Annotated in this window: 12 protein-coding genes; 7 read left to right on the top strand and 5 right to left on the bottom strand. The window is 67.5% G+C overall.

Going from position 1 to position 17,951, the window contains the following annotated elements; translation table 11 throughout:
* The first annotated feature begins 34 nt into the window (after positions 1–34).
* Genes D5S08_RS03775 through D5S08_RS03785 form a run of 3 tightly spaced genes read left to right on the top strand, consistent with a single transcriptional unit; the run spans position 35 to position 4,146 of the window.
* On the top strand, positions 35–1,465 hold the full coding sequence (locus D5S08_RS03775) for an efflux transporter outer membrane subunit (protein WP_241557210.1): 1,431 nt from the start codon (positions 35–37) through the stop codon (positions 1,463–1,465).
* Positions 1,458–2,597 carry an HlyD family efflux transporter periplasmic adaptor subunit gene (locus D5S08_RS03780; RefSeq protein WP_121115703.1) on the top strand — a complete coding sequence of 380 codons (1,140 nt, stop codon included), beginning with the start codon at positions 1,458–1,460 and terminating at the stop codon, positions 2,595–2,597. The genes D5S08_RS03775 and D5S08_RS03780 overlap by 8 nt, the downstream gene beginning before the upstream one ends.
* 22 nt (positions 2,598–2,619) lie before the next feature.
* Positions 2,620–4,146: a DHA2 family efflux MFS transporter permease subunit gene (locus D5S08_RS03785; RefSeq protein ID WP_121115705.1), complete on the top strand. Its 1,527-nt coding sequence runs from the start codon at positions 2,620–2,622 to the stop codon at positions 4,144–4,146.
* A 4-nt stretch (positions 4,147–4,150) separates the two neighbouring features.
* On the opposite strand, the gene D5S08_RS03790 is transcribed toward D5S08_RS03785, so the two are convergent.
* The 5 genes from D5S08_RS03790 to D5S08_RS03810 all read right to left on the bottom strand — a co-directional run bounded on the left by D5S08_RS03790 (position 4,151) and on the right by D5S08_RS03810 (position 13,795).
* Positions 4,151–5,167 (bottom strand): family 43 glycosylhydrolase, encoded by a 1,017-nt coding sequence (locus tag D5S08_RS03790; protein ID WP_121115707.1) that lies wholly within the window; start codon positions 5,165–5,167, stop codon positions 4,151–4,153.
* Positions 5,164–6,234 carry a cellulase family glycosylhydrolase gene (locus tag D5S08_RS03795; protein ID WP_121116214.1) on the bottom strand — a complete coding sequence of 357 codons (1,071 nt, stop codon included), beginning with the start codon at positions 6,232–6,234 and terminating at the stop codon, positions 5,164–5,166. The genes D5S08_RS03790 and D5S08_RS03795 overlap by 4 nt, the downstream gene beginning before the upstream one ends.
* 143 nt (positions 6,235–6,377) lie before the next feature.
* Positions 6,378–9,047 carry a TonB-dependent receptor gene (locus tag D5S08_RS03800; protein ID WP_162301920.1) on the bottom strand — a complete coding sequence of 890 codons (2,670 nt, stop codon included), beginning with the start codon at positions 9,045–9,047 and terminating at the stop codon, positions 6,378–6,380.
* A 339-nt stretch (positions 9,048–9,386) separates the two neighbouring features.
* On the bottom strand, positions 9,387–10,595 hold the full coding sequence (gene manD / locus D5S08_RS03805; RefSeq protein ID WP_121115711.1) for a D-mannonate dehydratase ManD: 1,209 nt from the start codon (positions 10,593–10,595) through the stop codon (positions 9,387–9,389).
* Between the two features lie 158 nt (positions 10,596–10,753).
* Complete coding sequence (locus D5S08_RS03810; RefSeq protein WP_121115713.1) at positions 10,754–13,795, bottom strand: DUF4982 domain-containing protein; 3,042 nt, start codon at positions 13,793–13,795, stop codon at positions 10,754–10,756.
* 177 nt (positions 13,796–13,972) lie between these two features.
* Here D5S08_RS03810 and lldD point away from each other — a divergent pair, with 177 nt between their 5' ends.
* The 4 genes from lldD (at position 13,973) to D5S08_RS03830 (ending at position 17,943) form a co-directional block, all read left to right on the top strand.
* Positions 13,973–15,130, top strand: coding sequence for an FMN-dependent L-lactate dehydrogenase LldD (gene lldD / locus D5S08_RS03815; RefSeq protein WP_121115715.1), 1,158 nt, complete (start codon positions 13,973–13,975; stop codon positions 15,128–15,130).
* Positions 15,127–16,308, top strand: a complete 1,182-nt coding sequence (locus tag D5S08_RS03820) for a rhamnogalacturonan acetylesterase (RefSeq protein ID WP_206610279.1) — start codon at positions 15,127–15,129, stop codon at positions 16,306–16,308. Before lldD ends, D5S08_RS03820 begins: the two co-directional genes overlap by 4 nt.
* A 91-nt stretch (positions 16,309–16,399) precedes the next feature.
* Complete coding sequence (locus tag D5S08_RS03825) at positions 16,400–16,714, top strand: L-rhamnose mutarotase (protein ID WP_121115716.1); 315 nt, start codon at positions 16,400–16,402, stop codon at positions 16,712–16,714.
* A complete protein-coding gene (locus D5S08_RS03830; RefSeq protein ID WP_241557211.1) occupies positions 16,681–17,943 on the top strand; it encodes a glycosyl hydrolase 53 family protein in 1,263 nt (420 codons plus the stop codon). The genes D5S08_RS03825 and D5S08_RS03830 overlap by 34 nt, the downstream gene beginning before the upstream one ends.
* The last annotated feature ends 8 nt before the right edge of the window (positions 17,944–17,951 follow it).

Below are 17,951 nucleotides of genomic sequence, written 5' to 3' on the forward strand. Positions count from 1 at the left end.
CATGATCCTTCCCGAGTTCCGATCCGTCAGGCGCATGGCGCCCTTCGCAGCCGTTCTGCTGTCCGCTTGCGCGACGGTGCCGGACCTCCATCCCGCCCCGCAGGTCGCCCCCGCGCAGGCCTATGCCGCCAACCAGACCCTTGCCAATGCGGCGGACAGCCCGTGGCCCGATCTGGACTGGTGGCGCAGCTATGGCGATCCGCAACTGGACGCGCTGATCGCGGAAGGGCTGGCCGGCTCGCCCGATCTGGCGGCGGCGACGGCGCGCGTGCGGCAGGCGGAAGGCTACGCCCAGCAGGCCGGCGCCGCGCGCCTGCCCTCGGCCGACATCAATGGCAGCGTCGCCGCGACCAAGCAGAGCTACAACAATGGCATCCCGGCCGCCTTCGTGCCGCGGGGCTGGAACGATACCGGGCGCGTTTCCGCCGATCTGGGCTTCGACCTCGACCTGTGGGGCCGCAACCGCGCTGCCTACGCCGCTGCCCGCTCCGATGCGGAGGCTGCCCGGCTGGACCAGGCGGAGGCCAGCCTGACCTTGTCGACCAACATCGCCGCCGCCTATGCCGACCTGTCGGGCCTGTTCGCCGCCCGCGCGGTGGATGCCACCGCGCTGGACATCCGCCAGCAGACCGAACGCCTCACAGCCGACCGCGTGGCCGCCGGGCTGGATACGCAGGCCGAGCTGAAGCAGGCGCAGTCGGCGGTGCCGGCGGCCCGGGCCGAGATCGCCGCCACGGACGAGCAGATCGCGCTGACCCGCAACCGGTTGGCCGCATTGCTGGGCCAGGGGCCGGATCGCGGCCTTGCCATTGCGCAGCCCGCCGTGGCGATCGCCGCCCGCGGCGTGCCGCAGGATGTCACCACCGACCTGATCGCCCGCCGCCCGGACGTGCTGGCCGCACTGGCCCGCGTGGAAGCGGAGGCCGCCCGCGTGAAGGTGGCGCGCGCCGATTTCTACCCTTCCCTCAGCCTGTCGGCGGTGCTGGGTTTCCAGTCCTTCGGCCTCGACAATCTGCTGCGCGGGGGATCGACCTTCGGCAGCGCCGGTCCGGCGGTGAACCTGCCGATCTTCCGCGGCGGGCAGCTGCAGGGGCAGTACCGGGTGGCGCGTGGCACCTATGACCTGGCGGTGGCGGATTACGATCGCACGGTCACGGCGGCGTTCCAGGCGGTCGCCGATGCGGTGGTCAGCCAGCGCGCGCTGGAGGTGCGGCTGCGCGAACAGCGCGCGTCGCTGGCCGATGCCAGCGCCGCCTACGACATTGCGCGGCTGCGCTACGAAGGCGGGCTGTCACGCTTCGTCGATGTGCTGACCGCGCAGGACCGCGCCCTGCAGGCACAGCGCATCGTCGCCGACCTGCAGGCGCGCGCCTTCACTCTCGACATTGCACTCGTGCGCGCCCTTGGCGGCGGATTCTCCGCCCCGGCCGCCGCCGCCATCAACGAGGACCCGACCCATGGCTGATGCCGCCCCCGCCGATCTCCCCATCGATGGCGCACCCGCACGCAACAACAACCGCAAGCGCGCGCTGGGCGCGATCCTGGCGGCCGTGCTGCTGGGCGGTGCCGGGTACGGCCTCTGGTATGCGCTGGTCGGCAGCCACTATGTGGAGACCGATAACGCCTATGTCGGTGCGGAAACCGCGCAGGTCACGCCGATGGTGGCGGGGCAGGTGGTCGAGGTGCTGGCTTCCGACACGCAACCCGTGAAGCGCGGCGACGTGCTGGTCCGGCTGGACGACAGCGACGCGACCATCGCCCTTGCCGCGGCGGAGGCCGACCTGGCCAAGGCGCGGCGCGAGTTCGGCCAGGCATCCGCCACCAGCACGGCCCTGTCCGCGCAGGTGCAGGCGCGCGGTGCCGATGTCGCCGGTGCGCGGGCGCAGCTGCAGAGCGCGCAGGCCCTGTTCGAGAAGGCACAGGTCGATTTCGACCGGCGGCAGGCGCTGGCGTCCAACGGCGCCGTCTCCGGCGACGAGATCACCGCCGCCACCAATGCCCTCGCCGCCGCCCGTGCCGGGCTGGCGCAGGCCCGTGCGGCGGTGACGCAGGCGACATCGCAGCAGGGCGCCGCCGCCGGCAATCTGGCGGCCAACCAGGCGCTGGTGCAGGGCACCGACGCCAACACCGCACCCGACGTCCTGGCGGCCGAGGCGCGCGTGCGGCAGGCGCGGCTGGACCTGGAGCGTACGGTGATCCGCGCCCCGATCGACGGGGTGGTCGCCAACCGCACGATCCAGCTGGGTCAGCGGATCGCGCCGGGGGCGACGATCATGCGCATTGTCCCGGTCGGGCAGGTCTATGTCGACGCGAACTTCAAGGAAGGGCAGCTGGCCCGGGTGAAGCCCGGCCAGCCGGTGACGCTGACGTCCGACCTGTATGGCGGCGATGTCGAATATCACGGCCGCGTGGTCGGCTTCTCCGGCGGGACCGGTTCCGCCTTCGCGCTGATCCCGGCGCAGAATGCGACCGGCAACTGGATCAAGGTGGTGCAGCGCCTGCCGGTGCGCGTCGCGCTTGATCCGGAGGAACTCGCCGCCCATCCCTTGCGCGTGGGCCTGTCGATGACGGCCGAGATCGACGTGTCGGACCGCTAGGCCAGTTACAGGAGCAGCGGCGATGGCCGGCGAGGATACCTTCAAGCCGTTCACCGGTCCCAAGCTGCTGCTGGCGGGGCTGCTGCTGGGGCTGACCAACTTCATGGTGGTGCTGGACACCACCATCGCCAATGTCAGCGTTGGGCACATCGCCGGGTCCATGGGCGTGTCGACCACGCAAGGCACCTGGGTGATCACCTCCTACGCGGTGGCGGAGGCGATCTGCGTGCCGCTGACCGGCTGGCTGGCCGGGCGGTTCGGCACGGTGCGGACCTTTATCGTCGGGATGATCGGCTTCGGCCTGTTCTCCATCCTGTGCGGGCTGTCGACCAGCCTGACCATGATCGTGGTCGCCCGTATCGGGCAGGGCCTGTGCGGCGGGCCGCTGATGCCGCTGACGCAAACCATGCTGCTGCGTATCTTCCCGCGGGAGAAACATGCCGCTGCGATGGGGCTGTGGGCGATGACCACGGTGACCGCGCCGATCCTGGGCCCGATCCTGGGCGGCAGCATTTCCGACAGCTGGTCGTGGCACTGGATCTTCTTCATCAACGTGCCGATCGCGCTGCTGTGCATCTTCGGCGCGCTGCGGCTGCTGACGCCGGCCGAGACGAAGCTGCAGCGGCTGAGCATCGACAAGATCGGTCTGCTGCTGCTGGTGGTGTGGATCGGCGCGCTGCAGATCATGCTGGATATCGGGCGGGAGCATGACTGGTTCGAGGATCCGACCATCATCGTCCTGGCACTGGTCGCGCTGGTCGTCGGCGCGCTGTTCGTCGCCTGGGAACTGACGGAGGAGCACCCGATCGTGGATTTGCGCGTGTTCCGGCATCGCGGCTTCACCGTCGCGGTCGGCACACTGTCCTTCGCCTTCGCCACCTTCTTCGCCACGGTGGTGCTGATCCCGCAATGGCTGCAGGGCAGCCTTGGCTACACCTCCACCTATGCCGGCTACGCCACTGCCTTCACCGGCATGGGGGCGGTGATCATGTCGCCCATCGTGCCGCGGCTGATGAAGCGGTTCGATCCGCGCGGCATGGTGTGCTTCGGCATATTGTGGCTCGGCCTGTCATCCCTGTTGCGGGTACACTGGACCAGCGGGGCGGATTTCTGGTCGCTCGCCTTCCCGCAGATGGTGCAGGGCTTCGGCATGCCGTTCTTCTTCATCCCGCTGACCACCATCGCGCTGGGTGCCGTGCGGCCGGAGGAAACCGCCTCGGCCGCCGGGCTGATGAGCTTCCTGCGGACCATGGGCGGCGCGATCGGCACCTCCATCTCCACCACCCTGTTCGCCAATCACATCTCCGTCGCGCGCAGCGAGATGGTCGGGCGGTTGAACAGCGAGGCGACCGCGCAGGCGTTGCAGGCGAACGGCTTCTCGCCCGATCAGGTGCGCGCCGCGGTGGAGCAGGTGGTGACGCAGGAAAGCAGCGCGCTGGCGATCAACCACATGTTCCTGCTGGGCGCGATCATCTTCGTGATCGCCGCCACCGCCATCTGGCTGGCCCCGCGCCCGACCCGCATCGCAGGACCGGGCGCGGCACACTGAAACGTCAGTCGACCAGGGCGGCGGCGTCCAGGTCGACCGGCACGATCGAGCCGTCCGCCCGGTACTGCACCGGGGCGAGCGCCACCTGTCGCTGGGCATTGCGGTACGGACCGTCGCCGGCCTGATCTTCCCAGCGGTGATAGGCCATCATCATCTGCCCGCTGCCGGGATCGCGGAAGAAGCTGTGATGCCCTGGCCCCTTGTGCCCGCCCCCGCGGGACAGGATGGTGCCGCGATAGGTCCACGGCCCGGTCGGGCTGGGCCCGGTGGAGTAGCGCACCGAATAGTCGGACCGGTCATAATGGCCCGAGCTGTAGGAAAGGTAATAGGTGCCGTCCCGCTCCTCCACCCATGCCCCTTCGGTGAAGCATTGCGGCTGGTCGACCGGCACCTCGCGCTCGACCGTGACCATGTCGGCCGCCAGTTCCCACACCCGCAGCGTCGACCCGTTGCTGCCACCGACATAGAGCAGGCGCCGGCCGGAGGCGGGATCGACAAAGACCATCGGGTCGATCGCCTCGAACTTGTATTTGCCGGAACCGGAAGGCGCCATGCCGTCGGTGCAGCCGGCGGCCGGGCGGCCGGCGAATCCAGTGGCATCCGCGCCGTCGATCAGCGCGCGGCCGCTGTCGGTGCACGGACCGGCGGGCGTGTCGCATGCCGCAACGCCGATCTTCGCGGGATAAGGCTCCTGCGGGCCGACCGAATAGTAGAAGTAGAACCGCCCATTCGCCGCCGCCATGTGCGGGGCCCATAGCTGTCGGTTCTCCTCCGCCGGGATCCAGCTGATATCGGCCAGGCGGATCAGCGCGGGGCCGCGCCGCCAGCTGCCATCATCGGCCAGGGCCCAGGAATGGAGCGCACCGTCGCCACCCGTAGGATAGAGGTACACCTGATCCTCCACCACCAGCGCCGCCGGGTCGGCCCCGGTGAAGGCCGCCTCGTCCTCCGGCGCCGCGACGGTGCCGCCCAGCCCCAGCAGCAGCAGCGCGGCAGGCCATGCGCCGGCGGGCGACATCATCGGCGGGCCGCCACGGTCTGCGCCACCTTGGGCTCGCTCGCCAGCCGGCGGATCAGATCCGTTTCCGCCGTGCGATAGGGGGTGCCATCGTTGCGGAACACCTCGTGAAACCAGATCGTCGGCTCATCGAAGGTATAGGGCTTCTTCCAGGAATCCCACGGCAGGCGCGTCTGGCTCTTGCCATCCACGAAGCCCCAATTGACCATGCCGATATTCATCCGCTTGCCGATCGGCAGCGATCCGTCGAAGGTCGATCCGTTGCCCCGCGCCATATATTCGGTGCACAGCACAGGCCGGCCATAGCTCAGCATCTGGTTCGCGCGCCGTTCGAACTGTTCGGGCCAGTTGTAGTCGTGGAAGCTGTTCACGTCCGACTCGGCGACCTGGATCCGCTCCACCGGGTCCAGCGTCTCCACCTTGTCCCATGTCTCGCCGATCCACAGGCCGGAGGTCAGCGGCTGTTCGGGATCGGCCGAGCGGGCCCATTCGAACACGTCGTCCAGCAGTCCGGCCACCAGCTCGGTCTTGTTCGGTGTGGGCGCGTAATTGCCGCCGCCGCCATTGTTGGGCTCGTTCCACACATCCCAGGCCAGCACGCGATCATCCTCGGCGAAGTGACCGACCACGTCCTTCACGTAAGCCTCCAGCTTACCGTGCTGGCTGCGATCGGCTAGCCGCGCGGCGCCGGGCGCCTGCATCCAGCCGGAATTGTGGACGCCCGGGATCGGCGGACGCTGCGGACCGGACACCGGGTTCGGGTCCCAGCAGCTGTCGAACAGCACGAACATCGGGCGGATATTGTGCCGCGCGGCGATGGTCAGGAACTCGTCCATCCGCCGCTTCAGCCCCTCGGCATCGTCCTCCCACAGCATGTTGTGCAGGTAGACGCGCATGGTGTTCATGCCGATGCCCTGCGCCCAGCCCAGCTCCTGGTCGATCCGCTGCGGATCCCAGGTTTCCGCCTGCCACATCTCGAACTGGTTGATCGCGCTGGCGGGATTGTAGTTCGCCCCGACCAGCCAGGGCTGCTGATCGTACCAGGCATGCGCCTCCGCCTTCGACCACATGTCGCGCGCATAGGCGTCCGGCGTGGCGGCAAACGCCAGCGCCGATCCGGCCAGCACAAGAAACAGTCTGGATGTCACGATTGCTCTCTCCTGTTGGCGCGCCGGCTCTGCGGCCGGTCGCGCGGAATGCGGATCATGCGCGATCAGAACCGGAAGCGCACGCCCAGCGAATAGGTGCGCTCCAGATAGATGATCTGGCGCGCGAACTCGTCCCCATTATCGTTGAAGTCGCGATAACGCTGCAGCGGATTGCCCAGCACGTTCACGACATCGAACGCCACCGTGATGTTGGGCACGGGGGTGAAGGTGGTCGAGAAGTCCAGCTGGCCGCGGCCCTGCTCCACCAGGCCACGCGTACGCGGGCTGCCATCCGCGCCCACGTCCAGCGGCTCGATGCTGTAATACGTCACGAAGTCGGACCGGTAATTGTAGGCCAGCCGGGCGGAGAACATCGGCTTCTCGTACAGCGCGATCAGGTTGTAGGCCCATTTGGACACGCCGTTGAAGCGCAGCTGTTCCCCCGTCACATTGGGCGACCCCGCCAACGTGCTCGCCAGGTCTCCGGCGGAATCGACATAGGTCGCATTTGCCTGGATGCCGAAGCCCCGCGCCCATTCCGGCACGCTGTCCAGGTCCAGGAAGCTGGTAAAGGCGACCTCCGCGCCCTGGAACCTCGTATTGCCGGTATTTTCCGGCTGGTCGAGCCGCACCAGGCCATAGGTCGGATCGTTCTCGAAGGTGATCGTGCGCGAGATGAAGCCCTGCGCATCGCGGCGGAACAGCGCACCCGTCAGCGATCCGCTGCGCGAGAAGTACCATTCCAGGCTGACGTCGTAATTGTCGGAGGTCAGCGGCGTCAGGTTCGGGTTGCCGCCGGTGATCCCGCGCGCTGCGCTGTTGGGATCGTTGGGGTTGGGGTTCACGACCGGCGGACCCACGGTCAGGGTCGGATTGAGGTCGAAGAAATTGGGCCGGGTGCGCGTCTGGGTGTAGGCCAGCCGCAATTGCAGCTCGTCAGTAAGGGCAATGCGCGCGCTGACATTGGGCAGGTAATCGGTGTAGTCGTTTTCGGCCGTGATCGGCGTGAACACCGGATTGGCGGGGTCGGTCTCGTCCCGCTGGAACCCGCTGATCTGCGTCTCCGTACGGACCGCGCGCAGGCCGACGACGCCATCGACCAGCATGTCACCCGGCAGGTCGAAGCCGTACTTCAGCTGGCCATAGACGGCATAGCCCTTTTCATTGGCGGTGAAGTTCTCCGTCGGATTGAACTCCGGCCTGCCCGCCGGCGCGCCGTAGAAGTCGCGCAGTTCGTCCAGATTGTCGCGGATGCTGCTGGGAGGAATGCCGACAAAGGTGCGGTTCGGGAATCCGCCGCCAAAGTCGAACCCGATCGGGTTGCTGGTGAAGTCGTCCACCGGCAGCGCAGTGATCGGTACGCGGGCCCCTTCGTTCTCGATATAGGGGGCGCCGCGATCGCGCGTGGCGTCACGGTTGTTGAAGCGGACTCCGAAATCGATCCGCTGCAGGAACCCGCCGTCGAAGGTGTACTGCGCATCGGCGCGCGCCTGGATGTCCTTGCCGCTGACGACCAGGTTTTCCTGAAAGAAACCGCGGCTGATGTAATTGGCCGGATCGTTCACGTTGAAGTCGACGAAGTCGAACGACGGCCCGCCATCATCCCCCACCTCGAACGCGACATTGCGCACGGGCGAACGGGCGAACGCGTAATCCAGATTGACCGCATCCGCGGTATACTGGCTGTCGGTATAGGCGATGTCGGCCGTCAGCTTCAGGGCGTCACGTTCCCAGATGACGCCGCCGCCGACCTGGAATGTGTCGGTCTTGCCGTTGAACGATCCGAAATAGCCGTCAGGGCGCTGCGCCCCGGTGACCGTCGCGCTCTGCGCAATGCTCGCCGCGCCGTCGCGGGTGGTGAGGTTGGTCAGCTGGAATCCGTCGCCGCCGAAGATCGGCACGAACATGAAGCGGTTGAAGTCCTTGCCGCGATAGCCCTGGTACAGGCCGTCGGCATAGATCTCCAGCTCCGGGCTGGGCCGCCATTGCACCGCGGCGTTGGCGGAGGGGCGGTACCGGTCGCCATAGCCCAGGAACATGGCCTGCGCATCCGGGAAGCGGACGCCGCCGCTGGTGCCCGGCGCATTGGCCGCGCTGGTGGTGCCGATCACCAGCGACTGTTCGCGCGTCGCATCCAGGAAGTTGATCCCGACATAGGACGCGTTCACCAGCACGCCGATCTCGCCGATGCCGGTGTCCCACCGATTGCTGACCAGCAGATTGCCGTTCCACGACAGCTTGTCAGACTGGTCCCAGTCCACGCCGTTCAGCGATCCGGACATTTCGAAGCCATTGAAGTCGAACGGCCGGCGGCCACGCACATTGACCTGCCCGCCGATGCCGCCTTCCACCAGATTGGCGGTGGGTGACTTGAACACTTCCAGCGCGGCGACGGTGCCGGCGGGGAAATCCTGAATCTGGACGAACCGTCCTTCGGCCGTGAATATCTCCCGCCCATTATAGGTGGTGCTGAGATCCGGCAGCCCGCGCACGGTCACGCCGGCGGATTCGCCGCCGCCACGGGTAACGTTCACACCCGATACGCGCGCCAGGGCGGAAGATGCGAAGGTGTCGGGCAGCTTGCCGATATCCTCCGCCACGATGGCGTCCACGAAGGCGTCGGAATTGCGCTTGATCGCCGCGGCCGATTCCAGGCTGCGGCGCAGGCCGGTGACGATGATCTGGTCGCCACTCTCCGGAACATCGGGGTCGGTACCGGCAGTGGGCGCGGGCACCTGATCGTCAGGGAATGGGGTGCCGGTGGCCGTGGTCGCCCTGCCCGCGCGCGGAACCTGAACGTCCTGCGCGTGCGCCTGTGCTGTACCCGATGCAACCGCAAGAACTGAAACGGCGACGCAAAACCGCATCTTCCTCATGCAACTTCTCCCCTGCTCGGCCATGCTGGCCGTGGCGGCGGTTGTCTCCGCTCGCTCACCTACTCCGATCTACCTGGCCTGCGCGAAAGGCAAGCGCCTGTTGCGCCTGGAACAGAAAGGCCATGTATTGAAGCTGCCGGGCGATGCAGGCAGGCCACAGCGGTGCAGCACCGCGCGGCACCTCCGGGCTGGCCGGTCTTACCAGTTCCACAACTGCCCGTCGGACAGCCGTGCCACCGGCAGGTAAGCAGGCTTGTAGGGATATTTCGCCGCCAGATCTTCGTCGATGTCGACGCCATGGCCCGGCGTCTCGCCGCAATGCAGGTAGCCATCCGCGAAATGATAATCATGCGGGAAGACCGCATCGGTCTCCTCCGTATGGCGCATATATTCCTGGATGCCGAAGTTCGGCACCCAGGTGTCAAAATGCAGCGCCGTGCCCATGGTGACGGGCGACAGGTCGGTCGCTCCGTGGCAGCCGGTGCGGACCTGGTACAGGCTGGCGAGGTCGGCAATCCGGCGCAGATGCGTCACCCCGCCCGCACCCACGATGGTGGTGCGGATGTAGTCGATGAGCTGGTTCTGGATCAGGTCCTTGGCGTCCCAGATCGAATTGAAGATCTCCCCCACCGCCAGCGGGGTCACCGTGTGCTGGCGAATCAGCTTGAACGCCTCCTGGTTCTCCGCCGGGGTCATGTCCTCCAGCCAGAACAGCTGGAACGGTTCCAGCATCTTGCCCATGTTGGCCGCTTCCTGCGGCGTATAGCGGTGATGCCCGTCATGCAGCAGGTGATGGTCGAAGCCGTAGGTATCGCGCAGCTTCTCGAACAGCTTGGGCACGTAGTTCAGCGCCTTGCGCGTGTCCCAGCCGGTCACGGTCGGCAGCGCGGCATCGGCCGGCTCGTAATGCAGGGTGCCGCGGCCCACGCCATAGGCCTTCTCCACCCCCGGCACGCCGCTTTGCGCGCGGATCGCCTTGTAGCCCATGTCGATATACTGGCCGACGGCATCGACCGTTTCTTCGATGTCGGCACCATTGGCATGGCCATAGACCATCACGCCATCACGGCTTCGCCCGCCCAGCAGCTGGTACAGCGGCATGCCGGCCATCTTGGCCTTGATGTCCCACAGCGCCACGTCGACCGCCGCCACCGCGCGCATCGTCACCGGCCCGCGCCGCCAATAGGCGCCGCGATACAGGTATTGCCAGATATCCTCGATCCGCTGCGGGTCCATGCCGATCAGGCATGGGATCACATGATCCTGCAGGTAAGACACGACCGCCAGCTCCCGCCCGTTCAACGTCGCGTCGCCGATCCCGTACACGCCCTGATCGGTCTCGATCTTCAGGGTCACGAAGTTGCGGCCGGGACTGGTAACGATAACGCGGGCGGCGGTGATCTTCACGGCAGGACTCTCCAGCAGGGGCGGCTCGGTGCCGGGCGTTCTATATTGGCCTTACCAGTTGTGACAAGCGGCTATGAACAGCCGGGGTCGAGCCCGAACAAGGGCGCAAGCGGTTTCGACTCGCCAGCATCGCCCGCCCTGCCGGCGCCAGGTAGCCGTCACCATGCACCCGCCGGCCCGTGGAAGTCCGCCTCCACGATGCCCAGGCTCCAGCCCGGGGGCACCTCGTTCGCGCCGGTATCGCCCGCCGCCCGCGCGGTGGCAAGTTCCACGATCTGGCCAAAGGCGTCGCGATCCGCCACCGGTGCCGTCTGCACGATGCGCAGCACCCGCCCGCTTACGGGCGGGAAGGTGATGTTGGCATAGCCCAGCGTGCGTTCTGTCTCCCCTTCCCAGACGGTCCGGCCATCCAGTTCGAACCGCAGCGGATAGGCCCGCGTGCGCCAGCCGACCAGCTTAAGGTCCACTTCGCTCAAGAGCACCGGCTTGCCGAAATCGAAGGTGATCGCCGCGCCTTCCGGCGTGCCGGCGCTGGACCAGCGGGTCAGTTCATTGTCGTCATGCGCGAAGGCGACCTCGCCCGCATTCTCCGCAGCGGAGACCGCAAACGGCTGATGCGTGGTGCGCGTCTGCACAAAGGACGGGCCGTTCGGCGTCGGCCCGCGCGACAGGCTGGCGGTCTGGTGCCGTTCGGGAAAGTCGCGCGACAGGCCGGCGGTGGCGGGTTCCGGTTGCGCGGTGGGCAGCTCGATCGCGACCGGGGCCATGCCTTCCGCTGTCGCCGTCAGCCGCACGGTGCCATTGCCCGTGCCGGCGCGCACCAGCACACGGTTGATGCCACCTTCCACCGGCAGGTTGGGCGACAGGATGAAATTGTCCTCGTCCCGCGCCGTGCCCGGGTGGCTGGTGGTGCCGGGGATGTTCTCGGGCTGCACCGCCTCCGTCGCACGCGGCTTGCCGGAGGAGTCACCCTGCGCGATCCCGCCGCGCCACTCGGCCGAGCCTTCCAGCGTCCAGCGGATGGTGTTGTTGGCCACCGGCACGCGGCGCCCTTGCGCATCCACCACCTCCACATCGACCAGCGCGATGTCCGCGCCATCCAGCACCAGCCCGCGGGGGCTGGTGTGCGGCGTCAGCTTCAGCGCGGCCGGCGCGCCGGTCGTCTCCACCTTGTGCCGGGTGATCGCGCCATTCGCATGCGTCGCCACCGCCTCCAGCGTGCCGCCGTTCCAGACGACGTTCGGCCAGGTGAACAGGAAGCCGTTGCTGCGCTCCCCCAGCCCCAGCGACCGGCCATTCAGGAACAGCTCTACCTTCTCGCCGGTGGAAACCACCATCTGCGGCTTCACCGTGCCGGGGGCGTAGTTCCAGTGGCCGACGATATGCGTACCCGGCTCCGGATCGACCCAGCCGTTCCACATTACCTGATGGGCGTAGAAGCTGGCCTTGGGCAGGCGCACCGCATCGACCTCGCCCGATCGGCGGTAATTGTTGTCGCCGCGAAAATGCGTGTTGCTGTCGGACCAGATGATGTTCACCCCGCCCGAACTGACTCTGGTGCCGGTGCCGGGACGCACGCGGTAATATTCCCACCAGCGCCGCACATCCTCCGCCGCCTGGCTGTCGCCATTGCGGTTGTAGTCGGGCGCGTCCTTGTGGAACGGCGGGGTCCAGTCGTCCTGGTACAGCCGCGCGCTCTCGTCGCGCGAATATTCCATCGACCACATGGGGATGTCGCCGCTCTTGTTGATGTACAGCATCTCCCCGCCATATTCGGCGATCGTGCTGTCCAGCATCTCCCGGCTGCCGATGGCGCGGCCGCCATGGGGATCGTAGCGGTCGCGGATCGCCTTCAGCTCGGCCATATGCGCCTCGCTGATGCTTTCATTGCCGCCCTCCCAGAACACCACGGACGGGTTGTTGCGGTTGTAGATGATGGCATCGCGCATCAATTCCGTGCGCAATTCCCAACGGCGGCCGTCTGCGTCCCGCTCCGCATCACCCGCCGGCACCGCCTGCAGCAGACCGACGCGATCGGCGGATTCCACATCCTGCTTCGATGGCGTGATGTGCATCCAGCGCACCAGATTGCCGCCGCTGTCGACCATCAGCTGGTTGGAGAAGTCGCTGATCCAGGGCGGGATCGACACGCCCACCGCCGGCCATTCGTTGGAGGACCGCTGGGCATAGCCGTGCATCTGGATGGTGCGGCCGTTCAGCTGCACCATCCCCTGCCCGAAATCGAGCTTGCGGAAGCCGGTGACCACATCGACGCTGTCGATCGGCCGGCCGCCTTCCAGCAGGGTGGTGGTGACGGTGTAGAGGTAGCCGTGGCCCCAGCTCCACCAGTTGAGATCCGCCACCTGCTGCTGGGCCGACAGCGTGGCGGTCTGGCCAGCGGCGAGGGGCTGCGGCGCGCTGCCGAAGGTGGTGAGCAGCTTGCCGTCGCGATCCCGCAGCTCCGCCCGCAGGGTCAGCGTGCGCGGGGTGGCGGCCTCGTTGCGCACCTCCGTCTGTGCATGGACCGTGGCGCTGCGGCTGGGCAGGTCGAACCCGTCCGCCCAGACATATTGCCCGGTGGTGCCGAGCCCTGACCAGAGCGGCAGCGTCTGGTAGGTTGGCCCGGTCAGGTGCAGGCGGACATTCTTGGTGATGCCGCCATAATTCACGTTGAAGTTGCGGTCGTTCCACTGGAACGGACTGCCGGTCGCGCGCTCCTTGTAGTCCCAGCGATTGTCCACCCGCACCGCGACCACGTTCTCGCCGGGTTGCAGCGCAGGCGTGATGTCCGCGCCGAAGGCCATCGCGCCGTTTTCCGACAGTACCACGGACCGGCCATTGACCCACACCTCCGCCGCCTGCCGCACGCCTTCGAATTCCAGCAGCGCCTTGCCCGGGGCATCGGCCGGGAGGGTGAAGCGCTTGCGATACCAGGTGATGCCGGTGGAATGTTCGCGGATGTCGCGGGCGAAGGCCTCCTTCTCGTTGAAGGCATTGGGCAGCACCACGGCCTGCCATCCGGCATCATCGAAGCGCACGGCCGCAGCGCCCTCCAGCTCGCCATGATGCATCCGCCAGTCGGTGTTGAAGTTGAAGGTCTGACGCGGTGTGGACACGTGGACGGAGGCATCCTGCGCCACCGCCGAAACAGAGGGCAGGGCCAGGCAGGCGCCGGCAAGCACAAGGGACTTCAAACGCATGCTGGGCCTCTCCACACTGTTCTGGTTGACCGGCAGGCTAGATTGTCCTGACCAATACTTCAACATTTCGGTGGCGGTTTCACATTGTGAAACAATCGGTGGCGTGCGCGCCCCATTCAGAACCTAGCGACCCGTCTCATATCGTGGCATGGCGTTGCCGGATATGAGAGGACTACCATGAAGGCCGCTTCCGCGATCGATTACCGCGACCTTGCCCGGCGCCGCCTGCCGCCGTTCCTGTTCGAATATATCGACGGCGGCTCCTACGCCGAGGTGACGCTGAGACGGAACGTCGCCGATCTGGAAGCGATCGCGCTGCGCCAGCGGGTGCTGAAGGATGTGTCGCGGATCGACCTGTCGACCACCCTATTCGGGCAGGAACTTGCCATGCCCATCGCACTGGCGCCGATCGGCCTCGCCGGCATGAACGCCCGCCGGGGCGAAGTGCAGGCGGTGCGCGCGGCGGAGAAGGCAGGCATCCCTTTCACCCTGTCCACCGTCTCGGCCTGCCCGATCCCGGAGGTCGCCGCGGCGGCCAGGAAGCCGTTCTGGTTCCAGCTCTACATGATCCGCGATCGTGCCTTCATGCGTGACCTGCTGGCGCAGGCGGCGGCGGCGGGCTGCACCACGCTGGTGTTCACGGTGGACATGCCGGTGCCGGGCAGCCGCTATCGCGACTATCGCTCCGGCCTGGCGGGCGCGCCGGGGCTGGCGGGGGCCACGCGGCGCGTGCTGCAGGCGATCCGTCATCCGCGCTGGGCGTGGGATGTGGGCGTGCATGGCCGCCCGCATGCGCTGGGCAATGTCGCCCCGGTGCTGGGGCCGAATACGGGGCTGGAGGATTTCTTCGCCTGGATGCGCGACAATTTCGAACCCGCCGTGGGCTGGGACGACATCGCCTGGATCCGGTCGCAGTGGCAGGGCGAGATCGTGATCAAGGGTATTCTCGACCCGGAGGATGCCCGGCAGGCGGCGGAGGCCGGCGCGGACGGCATCGTGGTGTCCAATCATGGCGGGCGGCAGCTGGATGGCGCGCTGTCCAGCACCCGCGCGCTGCCGCCGATTGCGGAAGCGGTGGGTGACCGCATGGTGGTGATGGCCGATGGCGGCGTCCGTTCGGGCCTCGACGTCATCCGCCTGCTGGCGCTGGGCGCCGATTGCGTGCTGCTGGGCCGCGCCTGGGTCTATGCCCTGGCTGCGGGTGGCGAGTCGGCGATCACCCACATGCTGGACCTGATGCGGGCGGAGATGCGCGTGGCCATGGCGCTGACCGGCACCACCCGCATCGCCGATATCAGCCCCACCATGCTGCACATCCCCGGTGACGGGCATTGAGGGCGGCGCTGATCGCGCTGGCGCTGATCGCCGCCACCCCCGCGATGGCGCAGCCGGTGCCGCATGATCTGACCGATCCGGCCGCCTACGATGATGCCACCGGGCAGGGGTGGGAGGATCCGCAGCGATGGTCGGTGAAGACGGCGCCGGGCAATTACCGCGTCACGCTGACCATCACCGGCCCCGCCCGTCTCAGCGTGCTGGCCGAATCCCGCCGGCTGATGCTGGAGGATGTGAGCGTGCCCGCCCGCGAGACGGCGCAGCACAGCTTTATCGTCAACGTCCGCGACGCCGCCCTGCCCCCGCCGGAACGCAACGCGCCCGGCGCCTCTGCCGTGCGGATTTCCACGCGGGAGCAGACCAGCCTCAACTGGGATGACCGGCTGACGCTGGAGTTCCTGGGCGACCGCGCCGCGGTGCAGGCCGTCTCGGTGGAGCCGGTTACCGTGCCGACCCTGTACCTGCTGGGCGATTCCACCGTCACCGATCAGCCGGACGATCCCGCCGCCAGCTGGGGCCAGATGCTCCCCCGCTTCATGACCGGCGACATCGCCGTGGCCAACCATGCCTGGTCGGGCGAGACGCTGAAGAGCTTCGCCACCAATTACCGCTTGGCCAAGGTCCTGTCGCTGGTGCAGCCGGGCGATATGGTGGCGATGCAGTTCGGCCATAACGACCAGAAGCAGCAATGGCCGCAGACCTATGTCGCCGCCGGCAGCACCTATGATGCCTGGCTCGCCGCCTATATCGCGGAAGTGCGGCTGCGCGGGGCGACCCCGATCCTGATCAACTCGCCCGAACGGCGCAATTATGACGATGCCGGCCGGATCGTCCCCTCGCTGGCCGGCTATCCCGCCGCCGTGCGGCAGGTTGCGCAGGCGCAGGGCGTGCCGCTGGTGGAACTGACGCAAGGGACCATTGCCTTCTACGAGGCGCTCGGGCCTGAGGAAGCCGCCAAGGGGTTCGCCGATGACGGCCGCGACCGGACGCATCACAACACTTACGGCGCGTATCAGCTGGCGCGGATCATCGCCGCCGGCATGGCGCAGGTGCCGCAGCTGGCCGGGCATGTCGCTCCCCTGTTTCGCACCTACGACCCGGCCAGCCCGCCGCTGCCCGCCAGCTTCACCCTGCCGCCCAGCATCGTCAGGTCGAATGCGGAGCAGGCGGGCAGCTGAGCCGCTCCATTCCATAAATTGGGAAGCAGTCCCACTTTACGCATCCACCCCCATGCGGCATAAGCCCGGCGGGGAGATGAGAGGACCGCCTGTGCAAATTCACGCCTTCCGTATGCAATTGCTGCCCGGCATGGCCGACGAATATCGCCGCCGGCATGACGAGATCTGGCCGGAGCTGGTCGATCTGCTGCACGATGCCGGCATCAGCGATTACCACATCTTCCTGGACGAGCAGACCAACGCGCTGTTCGCCACCCTGCGTCTGGCGGAACCAAACAAGCGCGACGCGCTGCCCGGCCATCCGGTGATGCGCCGCTGGTGGGACCACATGGCCGACATCATGCAGGTGGAGCCGGACAACAAGCCGTCCGAATGGCCGCTGACGCCGATGTTCCACCTCGCATGATCGACCTGTCGCGCCGCCAGTTCGCCGCCGGTACCGGCGCGCTCGCCGGCAGCGCGGCGCTGGGTGCCTGCGCGACCGTTCCGCAGCGGACCGCAGGCGGCAAGCGACCCTGGCCTTATCTGCTCGGCGCGGACATCACCTGGGTGCCGGAGGACGAGGCGATCGGCGCCACCTACTGGCAGGATGGCGTGCAGCGCGATCCGCTGGCGATCTTCGCCGATGCCGGGTTCAACGCCATCAAGCTGCGCACCTTCGTCAATCCGGAGAACGGCTATTCACGGGGCAAGTCCGGCGGGCCGTGGGGCAGCGTGGACAGCACCATCGCCTTCGCCCGCCGCATCCGCGCGGCCGGCATGCACCTGTCACTGACGCTGCATTATTCGGACAATTGGGCCGATCCGCAGAAGCAGACCAAGCCCGCCGCCTGGGCCGACCTGCCCTTCACGCAGCTGGTCGATGCGGTGCACACCCACACGACTGACGCGCTGGGCCGCATGAAGGCCGCCGGCGTGGCGCCCGATCTGGTCGTGCTGGGCAACGAGACGACTTTCGGCATGCTGTGGCCGGAAGGGCGCATCCCGCTGCCCTTCGCCACCGGCAACCCGGTTACGGATGCCGAGCATATGGATTCCGCGCCGCCCAGCGGGATGGACCGCTTCGCCGCCTTGCTGAAGGCCGGCATCGCCGCAGCCCGTTCCGTGCTGCCCGGCGTGCCGGTGGCGCTGCACAACCATCTGGGCCGCCACTGGCAGATCACCCGCCACTGGACCGACAGCCTGATCGAACGCGATGTCCGCTTCGATGCGCTGGGCATGTCCTGCTACCAGCAGCAGGCGCAGGGCGACTGGGAGCGCACCTTTGCGGAATTCAGCCGCCGCTATCCCGATCACGGCTTCTTCGCGATCGAATATTCCAGCCGCAAGCGCTACCTCAACGACGTGGTGCAGGCGCATCCCAATGGCTGGGGCAGCTTCATTTGGGAGCCGACCCGCCATCAGGAGGCGATCTTCCTGCAGAACGGCGTCAGTGCGGGCGAAGGGCCCAAGCCGGACCTTCTCAGCCAAGGGCTGAACAGCGCGGAAGCGCCCGGCGCCACCCCGCCGACGGGAGCGCCCGTCGAACATCGGGTCGATCCGGGTGGCCGGTTCGACGCCGATCCCGCATTCGTTAATCTCTACCGTCAGATGGCACGCGATTACGGCGTGCTGGGTCAGCCGATCCGCCGCTGACCCGCAGT

It is taken from the genome of Croceibacterium ferulae (genome assembly GCF_003660445.1).
In the GTDB taxonomy this organism is placed as follows: domain Bacteria; phylum Pseudomonadota; class Alphaproteobacteria; order Sphingomonadales; family Sphingomonadaceae; genus Croceibacterium; species Croceibacterium ferulae.